The 16,266-nt window shown below is 68.4% G+C and carries 19 protein-coding genes and 1 other RNA gene; 15 read left to right on the top strand and 5 right to left on the bottom strand.

Annotation, left to right across the window (positions count from 1 at the left end):
* Positions 1–15: 15 nt before the first annotated feature.
* A complete protein-coding gene (gene gmk, locus C1926_RS20195) occupies positions 16–681 on the bottom strand; it encodes a guanylate kinase (protein WP_108747289.1) in 666 nt (221 codons plus the stop codon).
* Between the two features lie 266 nt (positions 682–947).
* On the bottom strand, positions 948–1,808 hold the full coding sequence (locus C1926_RS20190; protein WP_108760439.1) for a YicC/YloC family endoribonuclease: 861 nt from the start codon (positions 1,806–1,808) through the stop codon (positions 948–950).
* 124 nt (positions 1,809–1,932) lie between these two features.
* Between C1926_RS20190 and rph the strand changes: the two genes are divergently transcribed.
* From rph to pepQ, 7 genes are all read left to right on the top strand, one after another.
* Positions 1,933–2,658: a ribonuclease PH gene (rph, locus tag C1926_RS20185; protein WP_005410889.1), complete on the top strand. Its 726-nt coding sequence runs from the start codon at positions 1,933–1,935 to the stop codon at positions 2,656–2,658.
* The gene (locus C1926_RS20180) at positions 2,655–3,041 is read left to right on the top strand and encodes a VOC family protein (RefSeq protein ID WP_108760438.1); all 387 of its coding nucleotides are present in this window, start codon (positions 2,655–2,657) and stop codon (positions 3,039–3,041) included. Before rph ends, C1926_RS20180 begins: the two co-directional genes overlap by 4 nt.
* Complete coding sequence (rdgB, locus tag C1926_RS20175; protein ID WP_079223070.1) at positions 3,041–3,637, top strand: RdgB/HAM1 family non-canonical purine NTP pyrophosphatase; 597 nt, start codon at positions 3,041–3,043, stop codon at positions 3,635–3,637. The genes C1926_RS20180 and rdgB overlap by 1 nt, the downstream gene beginning before the upstream one ends.
* 57 nt (positions 3,638–3,694) lie before the next feature.
* Entirely contained in the window at positions 3,695–4,927 is a 1,233-nt protein-coding gene (hemW, locus tag C1926_RS20170) for a radical SAM family heme chaperone HemW (RefSeq protein WP_108760771.1), read from the top strand.
* A gap of 211 nt (positions 4,928–5,138) precedes the next feature.
* Positions 5,139–7,415, top strand: coding sequence for a DUF1631 family protein (locus C1926_RS20165; protein WP_108760437.1), 2,277 nt, complete (start codon positions 5,139–5,141; stop codon positions 7,413–7,415).
* Positions 7,412–7,786 (top strand): PilZ domain-containing protein, encoded by a 375-nt coding sequence (locus C1926_RS20160; RefSeq protein WP_108760436.1) that lies wholly within the window; start codon positions 7,412–7,414, stop codon positions 7,784–7,786. Before C1926_RS20165 ends, C1926_RS20160 begins: the two co-directional genes overlap by 4 nt.
* A gap of 75 nt (positions 7,787–7,861) precedes the next feature.
* The gene (gene pepQ / locus C1926_RS20155) at positions 7,862–9,193 is read left to right on the top strand and encodes a Xaa-Pro dipeptidase (protein ID WP_108760435.1); all 1,332 of its coding nucleotides are present in this window, start codon (positions 7,862–7,864) and stop codon (positions 9,191–9,193) included.
* A gap of 714 nt (positions 9,194–9,907) precedes the next feature.
* On the opposite strand, the gene C1926_RS20150 is transcribed toward pepQ, so the two are convergent.
* Positions 9,908–11,230: an aminopeptidase P N-terminal domain-containing protein gene (locus C1926_RS20150; RefSeq protein WP_108760770.1), complete on the bottom strand. Its 1,323-nt coding sequence runs from the start codon at positions 11,228–11,230 to the stop codon at positions 9,908–9,910.
* 5 nt (positions 11,231–11,235) lie between these two features.
* A complete protein-coding gene (locus C1926_RS20145; RefSeq protein ID WP_079223078.1) occupies positions 11,236–11,784 on the bottom strand; it encodes a UPF0149 family protein in 549 nt (182 codons plus the stop codon).
* Between the two features lie 151 nt (positions 11,785–11,935).
* Here C1926_RS20145 and C1926_RS20140 point away from each other — a divergent pair, with 151 nt between their 5' ends.
* The 8 genes from C1926_RS20140 to C1926_RS20105 all read left to right on the top strand — a co-directional run bounded on the left by C1926_RS20140 (position 11,936) and on the right by C1926_RS20105 (position 15,989).
* Positions 11,936–12,157, top strand: coding sequence for a TIGR02449 family protein (locus tag C1926_RS20140; RefSeq protein ID WP_079223080.1), 222 nt, complete (start codon positions 11,936–11,938; stop codon positions 12,155–12,157).
* Entirely contained in the window at positions 12,154–12,450 is a 297-nt protein-coding gene (locus C1926_RS20135; protein ID WP_108747297.1) for a cell division protein ZapA, read from the top strand. The genes C1926_RS20140 and C1926_RS20135 overlap by 4 nt, the downstream gene beginning before the upstream one ends.
* A gap of 97 nt (positions 12,451–12,547) precedes the next feature.
* Positions 12,548–12,733, top strand: a non-coding RNA gene (ssrS, locus tag C1926_RS20130) — 6S RNA.
* A gap of 83 nt (positions 12,734–12,816) precedes the next feature.
* Positions 12,817–13,410, top strand: coding sequence for a 5-formyltetrahydrofolate cyclo-ligase (locus tag C1926_RS20125; protein WP_108760434.1), 594 nt, complete (start codon positions 12,817–12,819; stop codon positions 13,408–13,410).
* The gene (locus tag C1926_RS20120; protein ID WP_079223085.1) at positions 13,407–13,886 is read left to right on the top strand and encodes an EVE domain-containing protein; all 480 of its coding nucleotides are present in this window, start codon (positions 13,407–13,409) and stop codon (positions 13,884–13,886) included. The genes C1926_RS20125 and C1926_RS20120 overlap by 4 nt, the downstream gene beginning before the upstream one ends.
* A 22-nt stretch (positions 13,887–13,908) precedes the next feature.
* Positions 13,909–14,556, top strand: a complete 648-nt coding sequence (gene rpiA / locus C1926_RS20115) for a ribose-5-phosphate isomerase RpiA (protein ID WP_079223087.1) — start codon at positions 13,909–13,911, stop codon at positions 14,554–14,556.
* A 19-nt stretch (positions 14,557–14,575) separates the two neighbouring features.
* Complete coding sequence (locus C1926_RS20110; RefSeq protein ID WP_108760433.1) at positions 14,576–15,019, top strand: DUF192 domain-containing protein; 444 nt, start codon at positions 14,576–14,578, stop codon at positions 15,017–15,019.
* A gap of 124 nt (positions 15,020–15,143) precedes the next feature.
* On the top strand, positions 15,144–15,989 hold the full coding sequence (locus C1926_RS20105) for a SirB1 family protein (RefSeq protein ID WP_108760432.1): 846 nt from the start codon (positions 15,144–15,146) through the stop codon (positions 15,987–15,989).
* Positions 15,990–16,023: 34 nt separating this feature from the next.
* On the opposite strand, the gene C1926_RS20100 is transcribed toward C1926_RS20105, so the two are convergent.
* The gene (locus C1926_RS20100; protein WP_079223092.1) at positions 16,024–16,248 is read right to left on the bottom strand and encodes a rubredoxin; all 225 of its coding nucleotides are present in this window, start codon (positions 16,246–16,248) and stop codon (positions 16,024–16,026) included.
* Positions 16,249–16,266: the final 18 nt, after the last annotated feature.

Raw genomic sequence — 16,266 nt, 5'->3', positions numbered from 1 at the left:
CCGATTCTTTTGGAATCAGTCAGTTGCGCCCGTATCCGGGGTCAGCAGGGCCTGGATGAGGCCGGCGTGGCGGACCTTCTGGGCCTCCCGGCGCAGGCGGCTGGCGGTGAAGATGGCGCACAGCTCGTCCACGGCGGTGTCGAACACCTCGTTGACGATGACGTAGTCGAACTCGTTGAAGTGCAGCATTTCATCGCGGGCGGCACCCAGGCGCTGGGCGATGACCGCCTCGCTGTCCTGGCCGCGCTTGCGCATGCGGTCCTGCAGGGCCTGCTTGGACGGCGGCAGGATGAACACCGTCACCGTGCCCGGCACCAGCTGGCGCACCTGCTGGGCGCCCTGCCAGTCGATTTCCAGCAGCACGTCCTGGCCGGCGGCCAGCTGCGGTTCCACCGACTGGCGGGCAGTGCCCTTCCAATCGCCATGCACCCAGGCATGCTCGAAGAAATCGCCGTCGGCGATCATTTCCTCGAACGTCTCGGCGCTGACGAAGTGGTAGTGCTCGCCGTTCACCTCACCCGGGCGCATGGCGCGCGAGGTGAAGGAAATGGACAGGGCGATCTGCGGGTCACGCGCCAGGGTGGCGTTGACGATGCTGCTCTTGCCGGCGCCCGAGGGGGCCGCAACGATGTACAGCGTACCGCGCGCAACGGCGGCCGACGGAGTGGACGGAGCGCTCATGCGCGGAACCCAAGTTGTTGATTTCGCAAAATTTATCCTCGATGTTCCAGAACCGGCGCGGAGGATCGCGCCAGCACGGCGGGAGCTGCGCGGAACATCCTGGAACCAGGCCCGGCAGATGGCTCCCCGGGGTGCGGGCACGCAACTTTAACAGAGCGGGCCGGGATGGCTGATCGTGCGGCCTGGCAACGACGCTGGCGATGGCAGGGCGGGCGCCACGCTTGCACGCCAATGAAGAAGGGCGCCCGAAGGCGCCCCGCTGCACATCACTCGATGTTCTGCACCTGCTCGCGGATCTGGTCGATCAGCACCTTCAGCTCGACCGCGGCATTGGACGTGCGGCTGTCCACCGACTTCGACCCCAGCGTGTTGGCTTCACGGTTGAATTCCTGCAGCAGGAAGTCCAGTCGACGGCCGACCGGCTCGCGCTGCTTCAGCACGCGGCGGATCTCGACGATGTGGCTGCCCAGGCGGTCCAGCTCCTCGTCCACGTCCAGCTTCTGCAGCCACATCACCAGCTCCTGCTCGGCACGGCCGGGGTCGACCGGGTGCGGCAGGTCGGCCAGGCGGGCGGCCAGCTTGGCGCGCTGGCCGTCGCGAATGGCCGGAATCAGCGTGCGCACGTCATTGGCGATGCGCTCGATGCCATCCACGCGCTCGGCAATGGCGGCGGCCAGCTTGTCGCCCTCGCGCTCACGGGCGGCGACGAAGCCGTCCAGTGCCTGGTCCAGCAGGGACAGCGCCTCGGCCTGCAGGGCCGCTGCGTCGGTGGCCTCGCCCTGGGTCACGCCCGGCAGCTGCAGCAGTTCGGTGAAGCTGACCTGCAGGTTGGGGAAATCGGAGGTCAGCCGGTGCGCGAGCTGGCCCAGCTGGCCCAGCAGCACTTCGTTCACCTGCAGGCTGGCGGCCCCTTCCGGCGCACGCAGGCGCATGACCAGGTCCAGCTTGCCGCGGCTCAGGCGGGCGGCGATGCGCTCGCGCAGCTGCGGTTCAAGCGCACGCAGTTCCTCGGGCAGGCGGGTGCCCACTTCCAGGAACCGGTGGTTGACCGAGCGCAGCTCGCAGCCCAGCGTGCCCCACGGGGTGACGCGCTCGCCGCCGGCATAGGCGGTCATGCTTCGAATCATGGAATGTGTCCGGTGCGTGCAAAGGGGGAATGGTACCCTAGCGCCCTCACCTGAGCCCCCCTGCCCGCCCCCTCAAGGTCGCGGGCATGGCGGCGTACTCCCTTGCCCTTACGGAACCCGCACCATGTCCGATTCCCGCCCCAGCGGCCGCCAGCCCGACCAGCTCCGCCCGGTCGTCATCCAACGCGGCTTCACCCGCCATGCCGAGGGTTCGGTGCTGGTGTGCTTCGGTGAAACCCGCGTGCTGTGCACCGCCAGCGTGGAAAACCGCGTGCCGGGCTTCCTGCGTGGCAAGGGCGAAGGCTGGGTGACCGCCGAGTACGGCATGCTGCCGCGCGCCACCCACACCCGCAGCGACCGTGAAGCGGCGCGTGGCAAGCAGGGCGGCCGCACCCTGGAAATCCAGCGCCTGATCGGCCGCAGCCTGCGTGCGTGCGTCGACCGCAACGCGCTGGGCGAACGCACCATCACCCTGGACTGCGACGTGCTGCAGGCCGACGGTGGCACCCGCACCGCCGCCATCACCGGCGCCTACGTGGCCCTGGTCGATGCGGTGAACGTGCTGATGAAGCGTGGCGACATCAAGCGCAACCCGATCCTGGGCGCCGTCGCGGCGGTGTCGGTGGGCGTGTACCGCGGCACCCCGGTGCTGGACCTGGACTACGCCGAAGACAGCGATTGCGACACCGACATGAACGTGGTGATGAACGACGGCGGCGGCTTCATCGAGCTGCAGGGCACCGCCGAAGGCCACGCCTTCCGCCGCGATGAACTGGACGCGCTGCTGGGCCTGGCCGAAAAGGGCGTGGGCGAACTGCTGGCCGCACAGCAGGCGGCGCTGTCGGCATGAACCGCCGCATCGCCCTGACCACCCTGGTGGTGGCCGACTACGACGAAGCCATTGCCTGGTACACCGGCAAGCTCGGCTTCGCCCTGTTGGACGACATCGACCAGGGCAGCAAGCGCTGGGTGGTGGTCGGGCCGACCAATGGCAGCGCTGCCGCCCTGCTGCTGGCCCGCGCCAGCAACGAGGAACAGCGCAGCCGCATCGGCAACCAGACCGGTGGCCGCGTCGGCTTCTTCCTCAACACCGATGACTTCCACCGCGACCACGCAGCGATGGTCGCCGCCGGCGTCGAGTTCCTGGAAGCGCCGCGCGAAGAACCCTATGCCACCGTCGCGGTGTTCCGCGATCTGTACGGCAACACCTGGGACCTGTTGGAGCCCCGCTGATGAAGACGCTCGTGCTTGCCAGCCATAACGCCGGCAAACTGGTGGAAATGCAGGAGATCCTCGCCGACCTGCCGTTGCAGATCACCTCGGCCGCCGAACTGGGCCTGGGGGACGTGGAGGAAACCGGCCTGACCTTCGTCGAGAACGCGCTGCTGAAGGCACGCGCGGCCTGCGAGGCGACCGGCCTGCCGGCACTGGCCGATGATTCGGGCCTGATCGTCGATGCCCTCGGCGGTGCGCCCGGCCTGTACAGCGCGCGCTACGCCGGCCACCCGACCAATGCCGCGGCCAACAACGCCAAGCTGCTGGACGCGATGGCGGACGTGCCCGATGGCCAGCGCAGCGCCCGCTTCTATGCGGTCATCGTGCTGCTGCGCCATGCCACCGACCCGCAGCCGCTGATCTGCGAAGGCCGCTGGGAAGGGCAGATCATCCGCGAACTGCGCGGCACGAACGGCTTCGGCTACAACCCGGTGTTCCTCGATACCACCCACGGCCTGACCGCTGCGGAAATGGAGCCGGCGTTGAAGAATGCCATCAGCCACCGCGCCACCGCCCTGCAGCAGCTCAAGCAGCAGCTGGCCACCTGGCTCTGATGCCGTCCTGATTACCCAAGGGAAGCCGGCCAGCGGCCGGCACTACCGATGAAGCCCATGCCGCACGACCACGACCACTGCAACCACCTGCCCGGCGAAGCCTGTTCCGGCGACCACGCGCACGACACCGCGCCGCGCCTGGTACCGCCGCCGCTGTCGCTGTACGTGCACCTGCCGTGGTGCGTGCGCAAGTGCCCGTACTGCGATTTCAACTCGCACCAGGCCAAGGGCGAGCTGCCGTTCGAGGCCTACATCGACGCCCTGCTGCGCGACCTCGACCAGGACCTGCCGCTGGTCTGGGGCCGGGTGGTGCACAGCGTGTTCTTCGGTGGCGGCACGCCCAGCCTGTTCCCGCCGGAAGCCATCGACCGCTTCCTGCAGCAGGCCAGCGCGCGCCTGCGCTTCGCGCCCAATGCCGAGATCACCCTGGAAACCAACCCGGGTACCGCCGAGCACGGCCGCTTCGACCGCTACCGCGCGGCCGGCGTGAACCGCCTCAGCTTCGGCATCCAGAGCTTCGACGATGCCGCGCTGAAGCGCCTGGGCCGCATCCACGACAGCGGCGAAGCCGAGCGCGCGGTGAAGATGGCGCAGGACGCCGGCTACGACAATTTCAACATCGACCTGATGTACGCACTGCCGGAACAGACCCTGGCCGGTGCCGAGGCCGACCTGGAGCGCGCGTTCGCGCTGCAGCCGGCTCACATCTCGCACTACCAGCTGACCCTGGAACCGAACACCGTGTTCTTCGCGCGGCCGCCGCAGGGCATCCCCGACGAGGACCATGCCTGGGACATGCAGGAACACTGCCAGGCGCTGCTGGCGCAGGCCGGTTTTGGCCAGTACGAAGTGAGCGCCTATGCCCGCCCCGGCCGGCAGAGCGCGCACAACCTGAACTACTGGCGCTTCGGCGATTACCTGGGCATTGGCGCCGGCGCGCACGGCAAGATCAGCTCCGGTGCCGAGGAGCACGTGCTGCGGCGCTGGAAGCTCAAGCACCCGCAGGCCTACATGGACAGCGCTGGCAGCCCGGCCTCGTTCGGCGGCGACGACGTGATCGCGGCCGACCGCCTGCCCTTCGAGTACATGCTGAACCTGCTGCGCCTGCATGAGGGCTTCGGCCTGCGCGATTTCGAGTCGCGCACCGGCCTGCCGCGCAGCGTGCTGGATGCGCCGCTGGCCGAGGCCGTGCAGCGCGGCTGGCTGACCGTGGCCGATGGCCATGTGCAGCCCACCGAGCTGGGCCGCCGCTTCACCAATGATGTGGTGAGCCTGTTCCTGGAGGAATGATCTTCCAGTGATACGTCCGCCGGGCATGGCCCGGCGCTACCTGACGGGCAAGCATTCGGTAGCGCCGGGCCATGCCCGGCGGATGCGGCCGCTGGCCGGCCTTGGCTGCGTTTGAACGGGCGCCCACCGCAGAAAGTCCTCAAGTAGCGCCCGCGGCTGCCGACACGGTAGATTCCCATGTCGATTCGCGGGAATCCCGGAACTGCTCCCGATGTCTGCCGCTTTCCCTTTTGCCACCCCTGACAGCGCGCGCCTGGCCGCCGCAGACCTTCCCCCACGCGTGCGCGAGCTGCTGGGTGAACTGCTGGTGCTGTGCCGGCATGTGCTGACCGCCCCGCTGATCCTCACCGTGGAAGCGGCCGAACAGGCGTTGCTGCACGATGCCGACCACGCCCGCAACCCGCAGATGCAGGCCGAACTGCTGGCCCAGCGTGGCCAGCTGCATGCGTTCGCCGGCACCTTCAGCGAGCGCATGCTCGATGCGCTGGCCGACAGCCTGGTGCAGCTGCGCGCGCCGCAGGACATCGCGCCGCCGGCAGCACCCGCCCGCCCGCCGGGCCTGCTGGGGCTGTCGCTGGTGGATGACCACGAAGTGGACCGCAACCTGGTGCTGACCGAAATGGTGCGCCGGGAGAACCAGCGTTCGGGCAATGCGCTGAACCTGCTGGGCCAGCGCCTTGCGGTGCTGGCCGCCGCCCCCGCGTTCGACAACGACACCCTGCCACTGGCACCGCAGGCGCTGTGCGCCCTGGTGCGGCGCCTGGCCGAACAGGATGGCCTGAGCGCGGAACTGCAGCTGGCGCTCTACCGCAGCTTCGAACGCCAGCTGCTGGAACGCCTCGGCGACGTCCTGGAGCGCTCCAACACCCTGTTGGCGCAGCACGGCGTGCTGCCCGGCCTGGTCTACACCCCGTACCTGGCACGGTCGTCCAGCACCCGCCGGATCATCACCCAGTCCGTCGGCGGCGGTCGCGCGACGCAGCCCGCGCCGCGCTCGGCCGAACCGCTGACCGGCTGGAACGGCTCCGGCCGCGCCGGTTCGTGGTCGGCGCTGATGCAGAACGCCTTCGCCGATGCCACGCCGCCGGGCGCAGCCAACCCGGAACTGACCACGCCACCGGCCAACCTGCTGCACGACCTGCTGCAACAGGCGCGGCATGCCGCACCCATGGCCATCGAACCGCCCTCGGTGCCCAGCGGGCTGGTGGATGCGGTGCTGGCGCGCCTGCAGGCACAGGCCGGTGCCGCCACCAGCATCACCGACCTGCAGACCGCGGTGACCGCGCAGCTGCGCAGCGAGCACGGTGCGCAGGCCCAGCTGGCCAGCCATGACCGCGACCACCTGGACCTGCTGCGCCTGCTGCTGCAGCAGGTGCAGCAGCAACAGCGCCCCGACCCCGTGCCGGCCGCCCTGCTGGCCCGCCTGCAGGTGCCGCTGGCACGCGCGGCAATGGCCGACCCGGCCTTCTTCGTGCGCGACGAACACCCTGCACGCGAACTGCTCAACACCATCGCCGAAGCCGGCGCCAACTGGCTGGGCGATGACGATGTGGACCCGCAGCTGATGCAGCGGCTGGCGCAGAGCGTGCAGGGCCTGCTGGGCCAGGACGCACGCACGCCGGAGGCATTTGCGGCGGCCAACGAGGAAATCCAGCAGCACCAGCGCGCCGCCGCCCACCGTGCCGAGCTGGCCGAACGCCGCCATGTCGAGGCAGCGCGCGGCAAGGAACGGCTGGCCCTGGCCCGCCGCGAAGCCAGCGCGCAGATCGACCAGCAGTGCCAGGCACAGGAACCGCCACGCTTCGTGCAGACCCTGCTGCGCGAGGCCTGGGCCGACGCGCTGACCCTGACCCGGCTGCGCCATGGCGATGACTCGGCGCAGTGGCAGGAACGCCTGCAGCAGACCGAACGCATTGCAGCCGTCACCGCCGCACCGGCCGAGGCCGACAGCGTGCCCGACGCGCCGCTGGCCGCGGAAGTGGAAGCGGCCCTGCTGCAGGTCGGCTACCACCCCGAGGAAGCTTCGGCGGTCGCCCGTCGCCTGGCCACGCCCGGCGGCGAAGACGAGCACACCTCACGCACCGAGCTGAGCGCGCGCCTGAAGGCACGTGCACGCCTGGGCGAGCATGCGGCGAGCAGTACCGGCAGCCACGCCGCCGCACCGCGCACGGCGGCCGAACAGGCCAGCCATGACCAGCTGACCAGCCTGCCCTTCGGCAGCTGGTTCGACCTGGCCGACGAGGACGGCAGCGTGCGCCGCCAGCGACTGTCCTGGTACAGCCTGCTGACCGGCCACGTGTTGTTCGTCAATCCGCGCGGGCAGAAGAGCAGCGAAACCGACCTGGATACGCTGGCCCGGCAGATGGCCGCTGGCCAGGCGCAGCTGGTCACCGAAGAAAAAGGCCGCCTGGTCGACCGCGCGTGGCAGGCCAGCCTGTCGGCCCTGCGCGCGTTGGCCGGTCGCCGCCGCCAGGAGCCTGACGCATGAGCCAGCTACCGCCGCAGGACACCCGCCGCGCACCGCGCCGCCAGGTGTCCGACCTGGTCCCGGTCACCGACCAGATGCGCGACAGCGTGGTGGGCCGGCTGGGCAATGTGTCCGAAACCGGCATGCTGATGCTGGCCAGCCAGCCCCTGCGCGACGACGCGCTGTACCAGCTGCGCTTCCCGCTGCCGCTGGGCGATGGCCGCAGCGCAGCCATCGATGTGGGCGTGCACCTGCTGTGGAGCGAGCCGGCGCATGCCCCGGGCCAAAGCTGGGCCGGGTTCCGCTTCCTGACCCTGTCGCGCGAACATCGGCATCTGCTGCGCGCCTGGATCGGCGAGGACAGCGACGAGGCGCCGGTTTCGACAAGCTGAGTGCCGGTTCCTGCACAGCGGTTTTCTGCGGTATGCGGCAGAATCTAGGGCCGTTTTCCGTGTCGAGCCACCGCAATGATCCAGCAAGACCCTGGCGCCCTGTATTCCGACCACCTGGCCGTGCTGTGCCGACGCGCCGAACAGGCGCTGGCACGCGGCGGCTTCGACCACCTGGTGGTGCCCAGCGGCACCCTGCACTACCAGGTGTTCGACGATCGTGACTACCCGTACGCGGTGAACCCGCAGTTCAAGGCGTGGCTGCCGCTCACCCGCGTGCCCAACAGCTGGGTGGTGTTCACCCCGGGCAAGCGCCCGGCGGTGATCTTCCACCAGCCGTTCGACTACTGGCACGTGGTGCCGGACGCGCCCAGCGGCTGGTGGGTGGAGCACTTCGACATCCACATCATCCGCAAGCCGGAAGACGCGCTGGCCCTGCTGCCGGCCGATCCGGCGCGCTGCGCGATCCTGGGCGAGCCGCAGAGCGCGCTGGGGACTTACGTGCCGAACAACCCGGCGCCGGTGGTGAACTACCTGGAATGGCACCGCGCCTGCAAGACGCCGTATGAAATCGCGCTGATGCGCCAGGCGCAGGTGCTGGGCGTACGCGGCCATCGTGCTGCCGAAGCCGCGTTCCGCAATGGTGCCGACGAATTCAACATCCACATGGCCTACTGCCAGGCCGTGGGCCAGGATGCCAATGAACTGCCGTACGGCAACATCGTTGCGCTGAACGAACACGCCGCCGTGCTGCACTACACCGAGCTGGGCCGCACGGCGCCGCAGCCGCTGCGCAGCTTCCTGATCGATGCCGGCGCCAGTGCGCATGGCTACGCCAGCGACATCACCCGCACCTATGCGGCCAAGGGCCACGACGAGTTTGCCGCGATGATCGACGCGGTGGACGCGGCCCAGCAGCAGATGTGCGCGGCGGTGCGTGCCGGCTTCGACTACAAGCAGCTGCACGTGGACGCGCATCTTTCGCTGATGGGCGTGCTGAAGGATTTCGGCGTCATCAAGGTATCGCCGCAGACCGCGCTGGAGACCGGCGTCAGCGCCGCGTTCTTCCCGCACGGCATCGGCCACCTGATCGGCCTGCAGGTGCACGACGTGGCCGGTTTCGCGGCCAGTGAAGAAGGCGGCCGCATCGAGCGCCCGGCCGGCCACCCCTACCTGCGCCTGACCCGCGTGCTGGAACCGGGCATGGTGGTGACGATCGAACCGGGCCTGTACTTCATCGACATGCTGCTGGACGAAGTGAAGGCCGCCGGCCATGGCGATGCGATCAACTGGGACCGCGTGGATTTCTTCCGCCCGTACGGCGGCATCCGCATCGAGGACGAGGTGCTGTGCACCGAGGGCGAAGCGGACAACCTGACGCGCCCGGAGTTTGCTGCAGCCAACGGCTGAGCCCCTCGTGGATGGGCGATGAATTCAAAATGCCGCGCTTGGCGGGGCGGGATGGGTTCGCGGGGGACGCCGTGAACCCATCCCTGGGGGCTTGGCCGCGGCATCCATGCCGCGGACACCCCCGCGAACCCACCCCGCCCCGCCTCTGACAGTTTCCGTGCGCGTCCAACCACGGAAAAGGAAAAAGAAGATCAAGAGCGGGTCGCTCGCTGCGCTCGCTCTGTGTCGACCAAGGTCGACACCTACCAGTAGATCCACGCCATGCGTGGATGTTTCACTCGATATCTGACAGATGTGCCGACCCACGGTCGGCACCCACCAACAGCCGCGCGTGCCAGTAGATCCACGCCATGCGTGGATGATTCATTCGATACCTGACAGATGTGCCGACCAACGGTCGGCACCCACCAACAGCCGCGCGTGCCAGTAGATCCACGCCATGCGTGGATGATTCATTCGATATCTGACAGATGTGCCGACCAACGGTCGGCACCCACCAACAGCCACCGGCCAACTGTCGGGGGTGGGGCGGTGTGGGTGGGCAGGACCGCAGGCGCCATGGATGGCGTCTACGAGCCCCCATGGATGGGTTTACGGCGTGTCCTGACCACCCACACCGCCCCGCCATCCCACGGAATGCCCGCTTTTGGCGTTGAAGTTGAAGTTGAAGTTGATTGCAGCAGGTGCAGGGCTGCAAGCCCTGCAAACAAACCCTCAACCCGCCATCACCGCTTCAATCTCGTCGGCACTACGCGCCAGACCTTCGGTCAGCACGCGATGGCCGTCATCGGTAATCAGCACGTCGTCCTCGGTGCGGATGCCGATACCGCGCCAGCGCGGCTCCACCGTCGTGTCGTCGGCGCCGACGTACAGCCCCGGCTCGATGGTGAACACCATGCCCGGTTCCAGCAGGCGCGAATCACCGGCCAGGCGGTAGTCGCCCACGTCATGCACGTCCAGCCCGATCCAATGCCCGGTCTTGTGCCGGTAGAAGCGCTGGTACAGGCCCTCGGACAGGTTCTTCTCCAGCGTACCCTTCAGCAGTCCCAGCCGCAGCAGGCCCTCGGTCAGGGTCTGCACCGCCGCCAGGTGGCCGGTCTCGTAGGCCACGCCCGGCTTGGCCTGGGCCAGCGCCGCCGCCTGTGCTTCACCCACCAGATCGTGCAGCGCGCGCTGCTCGGCACTGAAACGACCGTTCACCGGGAACGTCCGGGTGATGTCGCTGGCGTAGCCGCGGTACTCGGCACCGGCATCGATCAGCACCAGCTCGCCATCGCGCGACCGTGCGTTGTTGTCGCGGTAATGCAGGATGCAGCCGTTGCGGCCGGCGCCCACGATGCTGCAGTAGGCCGGCACGGCGTCGTTGGCGCGGAACACGCGCTCCAGTTCGGCCTGCAGTTCGTACTCGTGGATGCCCGCCTTCGCCGCGCGCATTGCTGCCAGGTGCGCACGCACGCTGATCTGCGCCGCGTGGTGCATCAGCGCCACTTCCGCACCGGATTTGAACAGGCGCTGTTCGTGCAGCAGGTGGCCCAGTTCCAGGAACTCATGCGGCGGTTGCGCGCCGTGGCGCACCTGCGAACGCACGCGGTTGACCCAGCCGATCAGCTTCAGGTCGAAATCCGCATCGCGGCCGAAGTGGTAATAGACACGCGACCGCCCTTCCAGCAGGCCCGGCAGGATGTCGTCCAGATCGTCGATCGGGTAGGCATCGTCCATGCCGTACTGCGCCACCGCGCCTTCCTGGCCGGCGCGACCGCCGTCCCAGGCCTCGCGTTCGGCATCGCGCTCGCGGCAGAACAGGATCACCTCACCGTGGCGACGGCCGGGAATCAGCACCAGCACCGCTTCCGGCTCAGGAAAGCCGCTGAGGTACTGGAAATCCGAATCCTGGCGGTACGGGTAATGCGTATCCAGGCTGCGCACCTTCTCCGATGCGGCCGGCAGCACCAGGATCGCGTCATCGCCGGCCATCTCCATCAACTGGCGGCGGCGACGCTTGTACTCGCCGGCCGCGATGCCGGTGCGCTGCTTGATGTCCATCAGTTCAGGCGCTGGCGGTGGCGCGCGGCCAGCACCACGTCACCGTGCAGCAGCAGCACCGCCACGCGGATGAACTCCTCGATCTCGGACAGGGCTTCGTCGTCGTCCTCGCCACCGGCCTCGAAATCCTCGCTGGAGGCACGGGCCAGGCTGGCCATGTCGGTCAGCGCTTCCTCGCCCTCTTCGGACAGGGTCGGGCGGCGGCCGCCGCTGCCCAGGCCGAAGCCACCGAGGAAGCTGCGGGTCCAGGCAAACATCGCGTCGGCCTGCGCGGCCACGTCGTCGTTGTCGGTCAGCAGCAGTTCGAAGGCGAAGTCGCGGTCTTCCAGCTGCTTGATGGTGGCTTCCAGCAGCTGCGCCAGCGCACTGCCGTCAGCCACCGGGGCCAGGTTGTCGTCGGCCAGCACGCGTGCCGGCCAGTCATTGCCGGGGGCGCCGCCGGCCGCCAGCCAGCCGCACAGGCCGCCATGCAGCTCGGCAGCGGTGGCGCCCAGGCCCAGTTCCTGGCTGGCGCGGGAAACGTCGTCGACGGAGGGAAGTTCGGTCATCGTGCGGCTCGTTCGTAAGGGAAACCCGGGGCGCGCACGCGCGCGCCCGTGAGCCCGCTAGTGTAGCAACCCAACCGGCTCCTCCTCGTGGCGGTCCGGCCCTGCTGCGGCAACGCTTGACCGCCCTTGCCCGGCTTGCCTATCGTGCGGCATGGAACCCGCCGATCCCCTTGCCCAGTTGCAGGCCTTCGCCGCCCGCGTGGAAGCGTTGCTCGAACGCAACCAGCGCCTGGCCGAGGAGAACCGCAGCCTGCGCCACCAGCAGGAACAGCTGGTGGCCGAGCGCTCGACGCTGCTGGCCAAGAACGAGCAGGCACGCTCGCGGGTGGAAGCGATGATCAGCCGGCTCAAATCCCTGGAGCAGCACACATGAGCGCCGAACCGGTCAGTGTCCGCATCCTCGATCGTGAATACACGGTGGGCGTGGGTGGCGATGAACGCGACAGCCTGATGGCCGCCGCGCGCCTGCTCGATGCGCGCATGCGCGAGATCCGCGGCAGCAACCGCATGGCCGCGGTCGACCGGGTGGCGGTGCTGGCCGCACTCAACCTGGCCCACGAGCTGCAGCAGCTGCGGGATGAGAATGCCCGCCAGGCCGTGGCCCTGCAGCAGACCCTGGCCGATCTGAACCGGCGCCTGGACCGGGCGATCGACAGCAGCACGTGAGAAGAGCGTGCATCGCGCCTTTTCATAACTGAATTGGCACGTACTGTTGCCGACGAACGGCATATCCAGATCGCGCATGCTGGCTATAATGGCCACGCGTTCTCTGCGGTACTCGACGGCATGTGCAAACATTCGCCTTGTCCCTTAAGAACGACACCGGGAGCGCGACAGCGCCGGGAGTGCAGGTCCGCCTTGTAGCGGGAAGCCCGATGGTTCTCCAGCGTTCCCACTTGAGCCCCCGGGTTCAAGGTCGTTTCGCATGCATCGACATTGCGGAGAATGCAATATTCCAGCAAGGGCGGCGTCTTCGGGCGTCGCCCTTGTTCTTTACGGCACAATGGCGGCTGTTTCCCGCCGCACGCTGCCATGACCGACCCGCGCCAGGCCCTGCGCCACGACCTGCGGCAACGCCGCCGCGATCTTTCCGCGCCCGCGCGCATCGCCGCCGCCGAATCGCTGGCCGATGCCCTGCTTGCCCTGCCCTTCGCCCCTCGCACCGGCCCGGTGGCCGGCTACTGGGCGCTGGATGGCGAGATCGCCCTGCACCGCTGGCAACTGCAGTTGCCCGAAGGCCTCACCTACTGCCTGCCGGTGCTGGCCGGCGAGGTGCTGCGCTTCGCACCGTGGCGCCCCGGCCAACCGCTGACCAGCAACCGTTACGGTATCCCCGAACCCGACGTGGCGCTGGCAGACACCCTGGAACCGGCGCAGATGGCGCTGGTGGTGACCCCGCTGGTGGGCTTCGACCACCAGTGCCGGCGGCTGGGCATGGGGGGCGGCTGGTATGATCGCAGCTTCGCCTTCCGCCACGACCGGCCGGCGCCGCCCTGGCTGGTCGGTGCTGCATTCGCGGTGCAGCAGGTCGAGTCCTTGCCGGTGGCGTCGTGGGACGTGCCGGTGGATGCGATCTGCACCGAAGACGGCACCCTGTTCCCCTCCGCTGCCCCCGTGAACGCATGACCGCCCGCAAGCGCTATTGGCTGATGAAGTCCGAACCGGACGCTTTTTCCATCGATGACCTGGCCAAGGTGAAGGTCGAGCCCTGGAACGGGGTGCGCAACTACCAGGCGCGCAACTTCATGCGCGATGGCATGCAGGTCGGCGACGGCATCCTGTTCTACCACTCCAATACCAAGGTGCCGGGCATCGTCGGCCTGGCCACGGTGGCCAGCGCGGCCTACCCGGACGACACCCAGTTCGACCCGGCATCCGATTACCACGATCCCAAGAGCACGCGCGAGAATCCGCGCTGGATGCTGGTGGACGTGGGCTTCGAGCGCAAGCTGAAGCAGGTGATCGCGCTGGACGAGATCAAGCTGCACGCCGACGAACTCGGCGAGGGCTTCCCGCTGGTTGCCAAGGGCAACCGCCTGTCGGTGTTCCCGGTAACGGCCGCGCAGTGGAAGCTGCTGCTGTCGCTCGAAAAAAAATCCTGATTCCCTGCCTGAGAGTCCTCCCATGTCCGAAGCCAAGCGCCTGGCCGCCGAGAAAGCCATCGAATACGTCCAGGACGGCATGATCGTCGGTGTCGGCACCGGTTCCACCGTTGCCTATTTCATCGATGCCCTGGCCCGCATCCAGCACCGCATCAAGGGCGCGGTGTCCAGTTCCGAGCAGAGCACCGCGCGCCTGAAGCAGCACGGCATCGAGGTGATCGAGCTGAACCATGCCGGCACCCTGTCGCTGTACGTGGACGGCGCCGATGAGTGCGATGCCAACAAGTGCCTGATCAAGGGCGGCGGTGCCGCGCTGACCCGCGAGAAGATCATCGCCGAGGCCAGCGAGCGCTTCGTCTGCATCGTCGACCCGAGCAAGCAGGTGCCGGTGCTGGGCAGGTTCCCGCTGCCGGTGGAAGTGATCCCGATGGCACGCAGCCTGGTGGCCCGCCAGATCCGCGACATGACCGGCGGCCAGCCGACCTGGCGCGAGGGCGTGGTGACCGACAACGGCAACCAGATCCTGGACATCCACAACCTGGAGATCACCGATCCGGAAAAGCTGGAGCGCGAGCTCAACCAGCTGCCGGGCGTGGTCTGCGTCGGCCTGTTCGCCCGCCGTCGCGCCGATGTGGTGATCGTCGGCGGCGAACCGCCGGTCGTGCTCTGATTTACGGAAGGATGCTGACATGTCGCTACGCTCGCTGCTGATCCTCCCCCTGCTGGCCCTGACCGGCTGTGCCACCGATGCCGCCCGCCACTGGGTGGAACTGGATGGCGCCCGCTACCAGGTCGAGCTGGCCACCAATGACGAAACCCGCGCCCGCGGGCTGATGTTCCGCGACCAGATGCAGGCCGACCACGGCATGCTGTTCATCCACGACCGCGAGGAAATGCAGGCGTACTGGATGAAGAACACCAAGATCGCGCTGGACATCCTGTACTTCGACAGCGAGCGCAAGCTGGTCAGCCAGCAGCGCGACGTGCCGCCGTGCTCGGCCGGCGACATGTGCCCGCCCTACCCCAGCGGCGGCCCGGCGCGGTACGTGCTGGAGCTCAACGCCGGGCAGGCCGAGAAGTTGAAGCTGCAGGACGGCACCCCGCTGACCTTCGGCCCGGGCATCGACAAATAAGGCCACCGGAATCCGGGGTCGGATCCCTTTCGCGCGCGAAAGGGCTCTGACCCCGTTTTTCATGGCAGGTTCTTTTCACGCCACACCGCTTGAAACCGCCTGCAATTGCCTCCAGTCTGTGGCCATGCAGGACCGGATCACACTCCCCGACTGGGACGCACTGGCCGACGTCGATGACGAGGCGCTGCCACTGTTGCCGACCGCGTTGCTGATCGCGCGCGATGAATACCCCGACCTGCAACCCGGCGTGTACGACGCGCTGGTGCAGAGCCATGTCGACCACCTGCGTGCGGAAGTGGACACCATCGAGCGCTGGCCGCTGAAGATGGCCGCGGTCAATCGCCACCTGTTCGACGAACTGGGCTACAGCGGCGACCACCAGGAGTACTACGACCCGCGCAACAGCTACCTCAACCAGGTGTTCGAGCGGCGCCTGGGCAACCCCATTTCGCTGGCCCTGGTGCAGATGGAAGTCGCCCGGCGCCTGGGCATTCCGCTGGATGGCGTGTCCTTCCCCGGCCATTTCCTGGTGCGCCTGCCGGTGGACGACGGCGTGCTGGTGATGGACCCGTTCAACGGCGGCCGCCCGCTGGACGTGGACGAGCTGCGCGAGCGGGCCAAGTCACACCTCGGCGGGCAGGCCCCGGACGACCAGGTGCTGGCGCAGATCCTTGACCCTGCACCGACGCGCGCGATCCTCATCCGCATGCTGCGCAACCTGCACGGCGTGTATGCCGAAGCCAGCGAGTGGGACCGCGCCGCGCGCAGTGCCGACCGCCTGCTGAAGCTGGCCCCGGAACAGGACGACGCCCTGCGCGACCGTGGCCTGGCGTACCTGCAGCTGGATTATGTGGCCGGTGCCCGCCACGACCTTGGCCAGTACCTGCGCCGCAACCCCGAGGCCAGCGATGCGCAGTGGCTGCGCGAGAAGCTGATCGACCTGGGTGGGCCGATGCCGCGCTTGCATTGACCGGTAGCGCCGGGCCATGCCCGGCGGCCCTCGATCAATCGATCTCGACCATCTCGAAGTCGTCCTTGGTCACCCCGCAGTCCGGGCAGGTCCACGTCTCGGGAATGTCCTCCCAGCGCGTGCCCGGGGCGATGCCTTCTTCCGGCAGACCGTCCGCTTCGCGGTAGATGAAGCCGCAGACCACGCACATCCAGGTACGCAAGGTGGTGGGGGTGGCGTCGGTCATCGGATAATCAGGGCTGGATTCACGGGCTGCCATTGTCCCATCGCGGCCCAC

It is taken from the genome of Stenotrophomonas sp. ZAC14A_NAIMI4_1 (assembly GCF_003086915.1).
Taxonomy (GTDB): Bacteria; Pseudomonadota; Gammaproteobacteria; order Xanthomonadales; family Xanthomonadaceae; genus Stenotrophomonas.
Note: the sequence above shows the minus strand (reverse complement) of the source record. Positions and strands in the feature narration are given on the sequence as shown.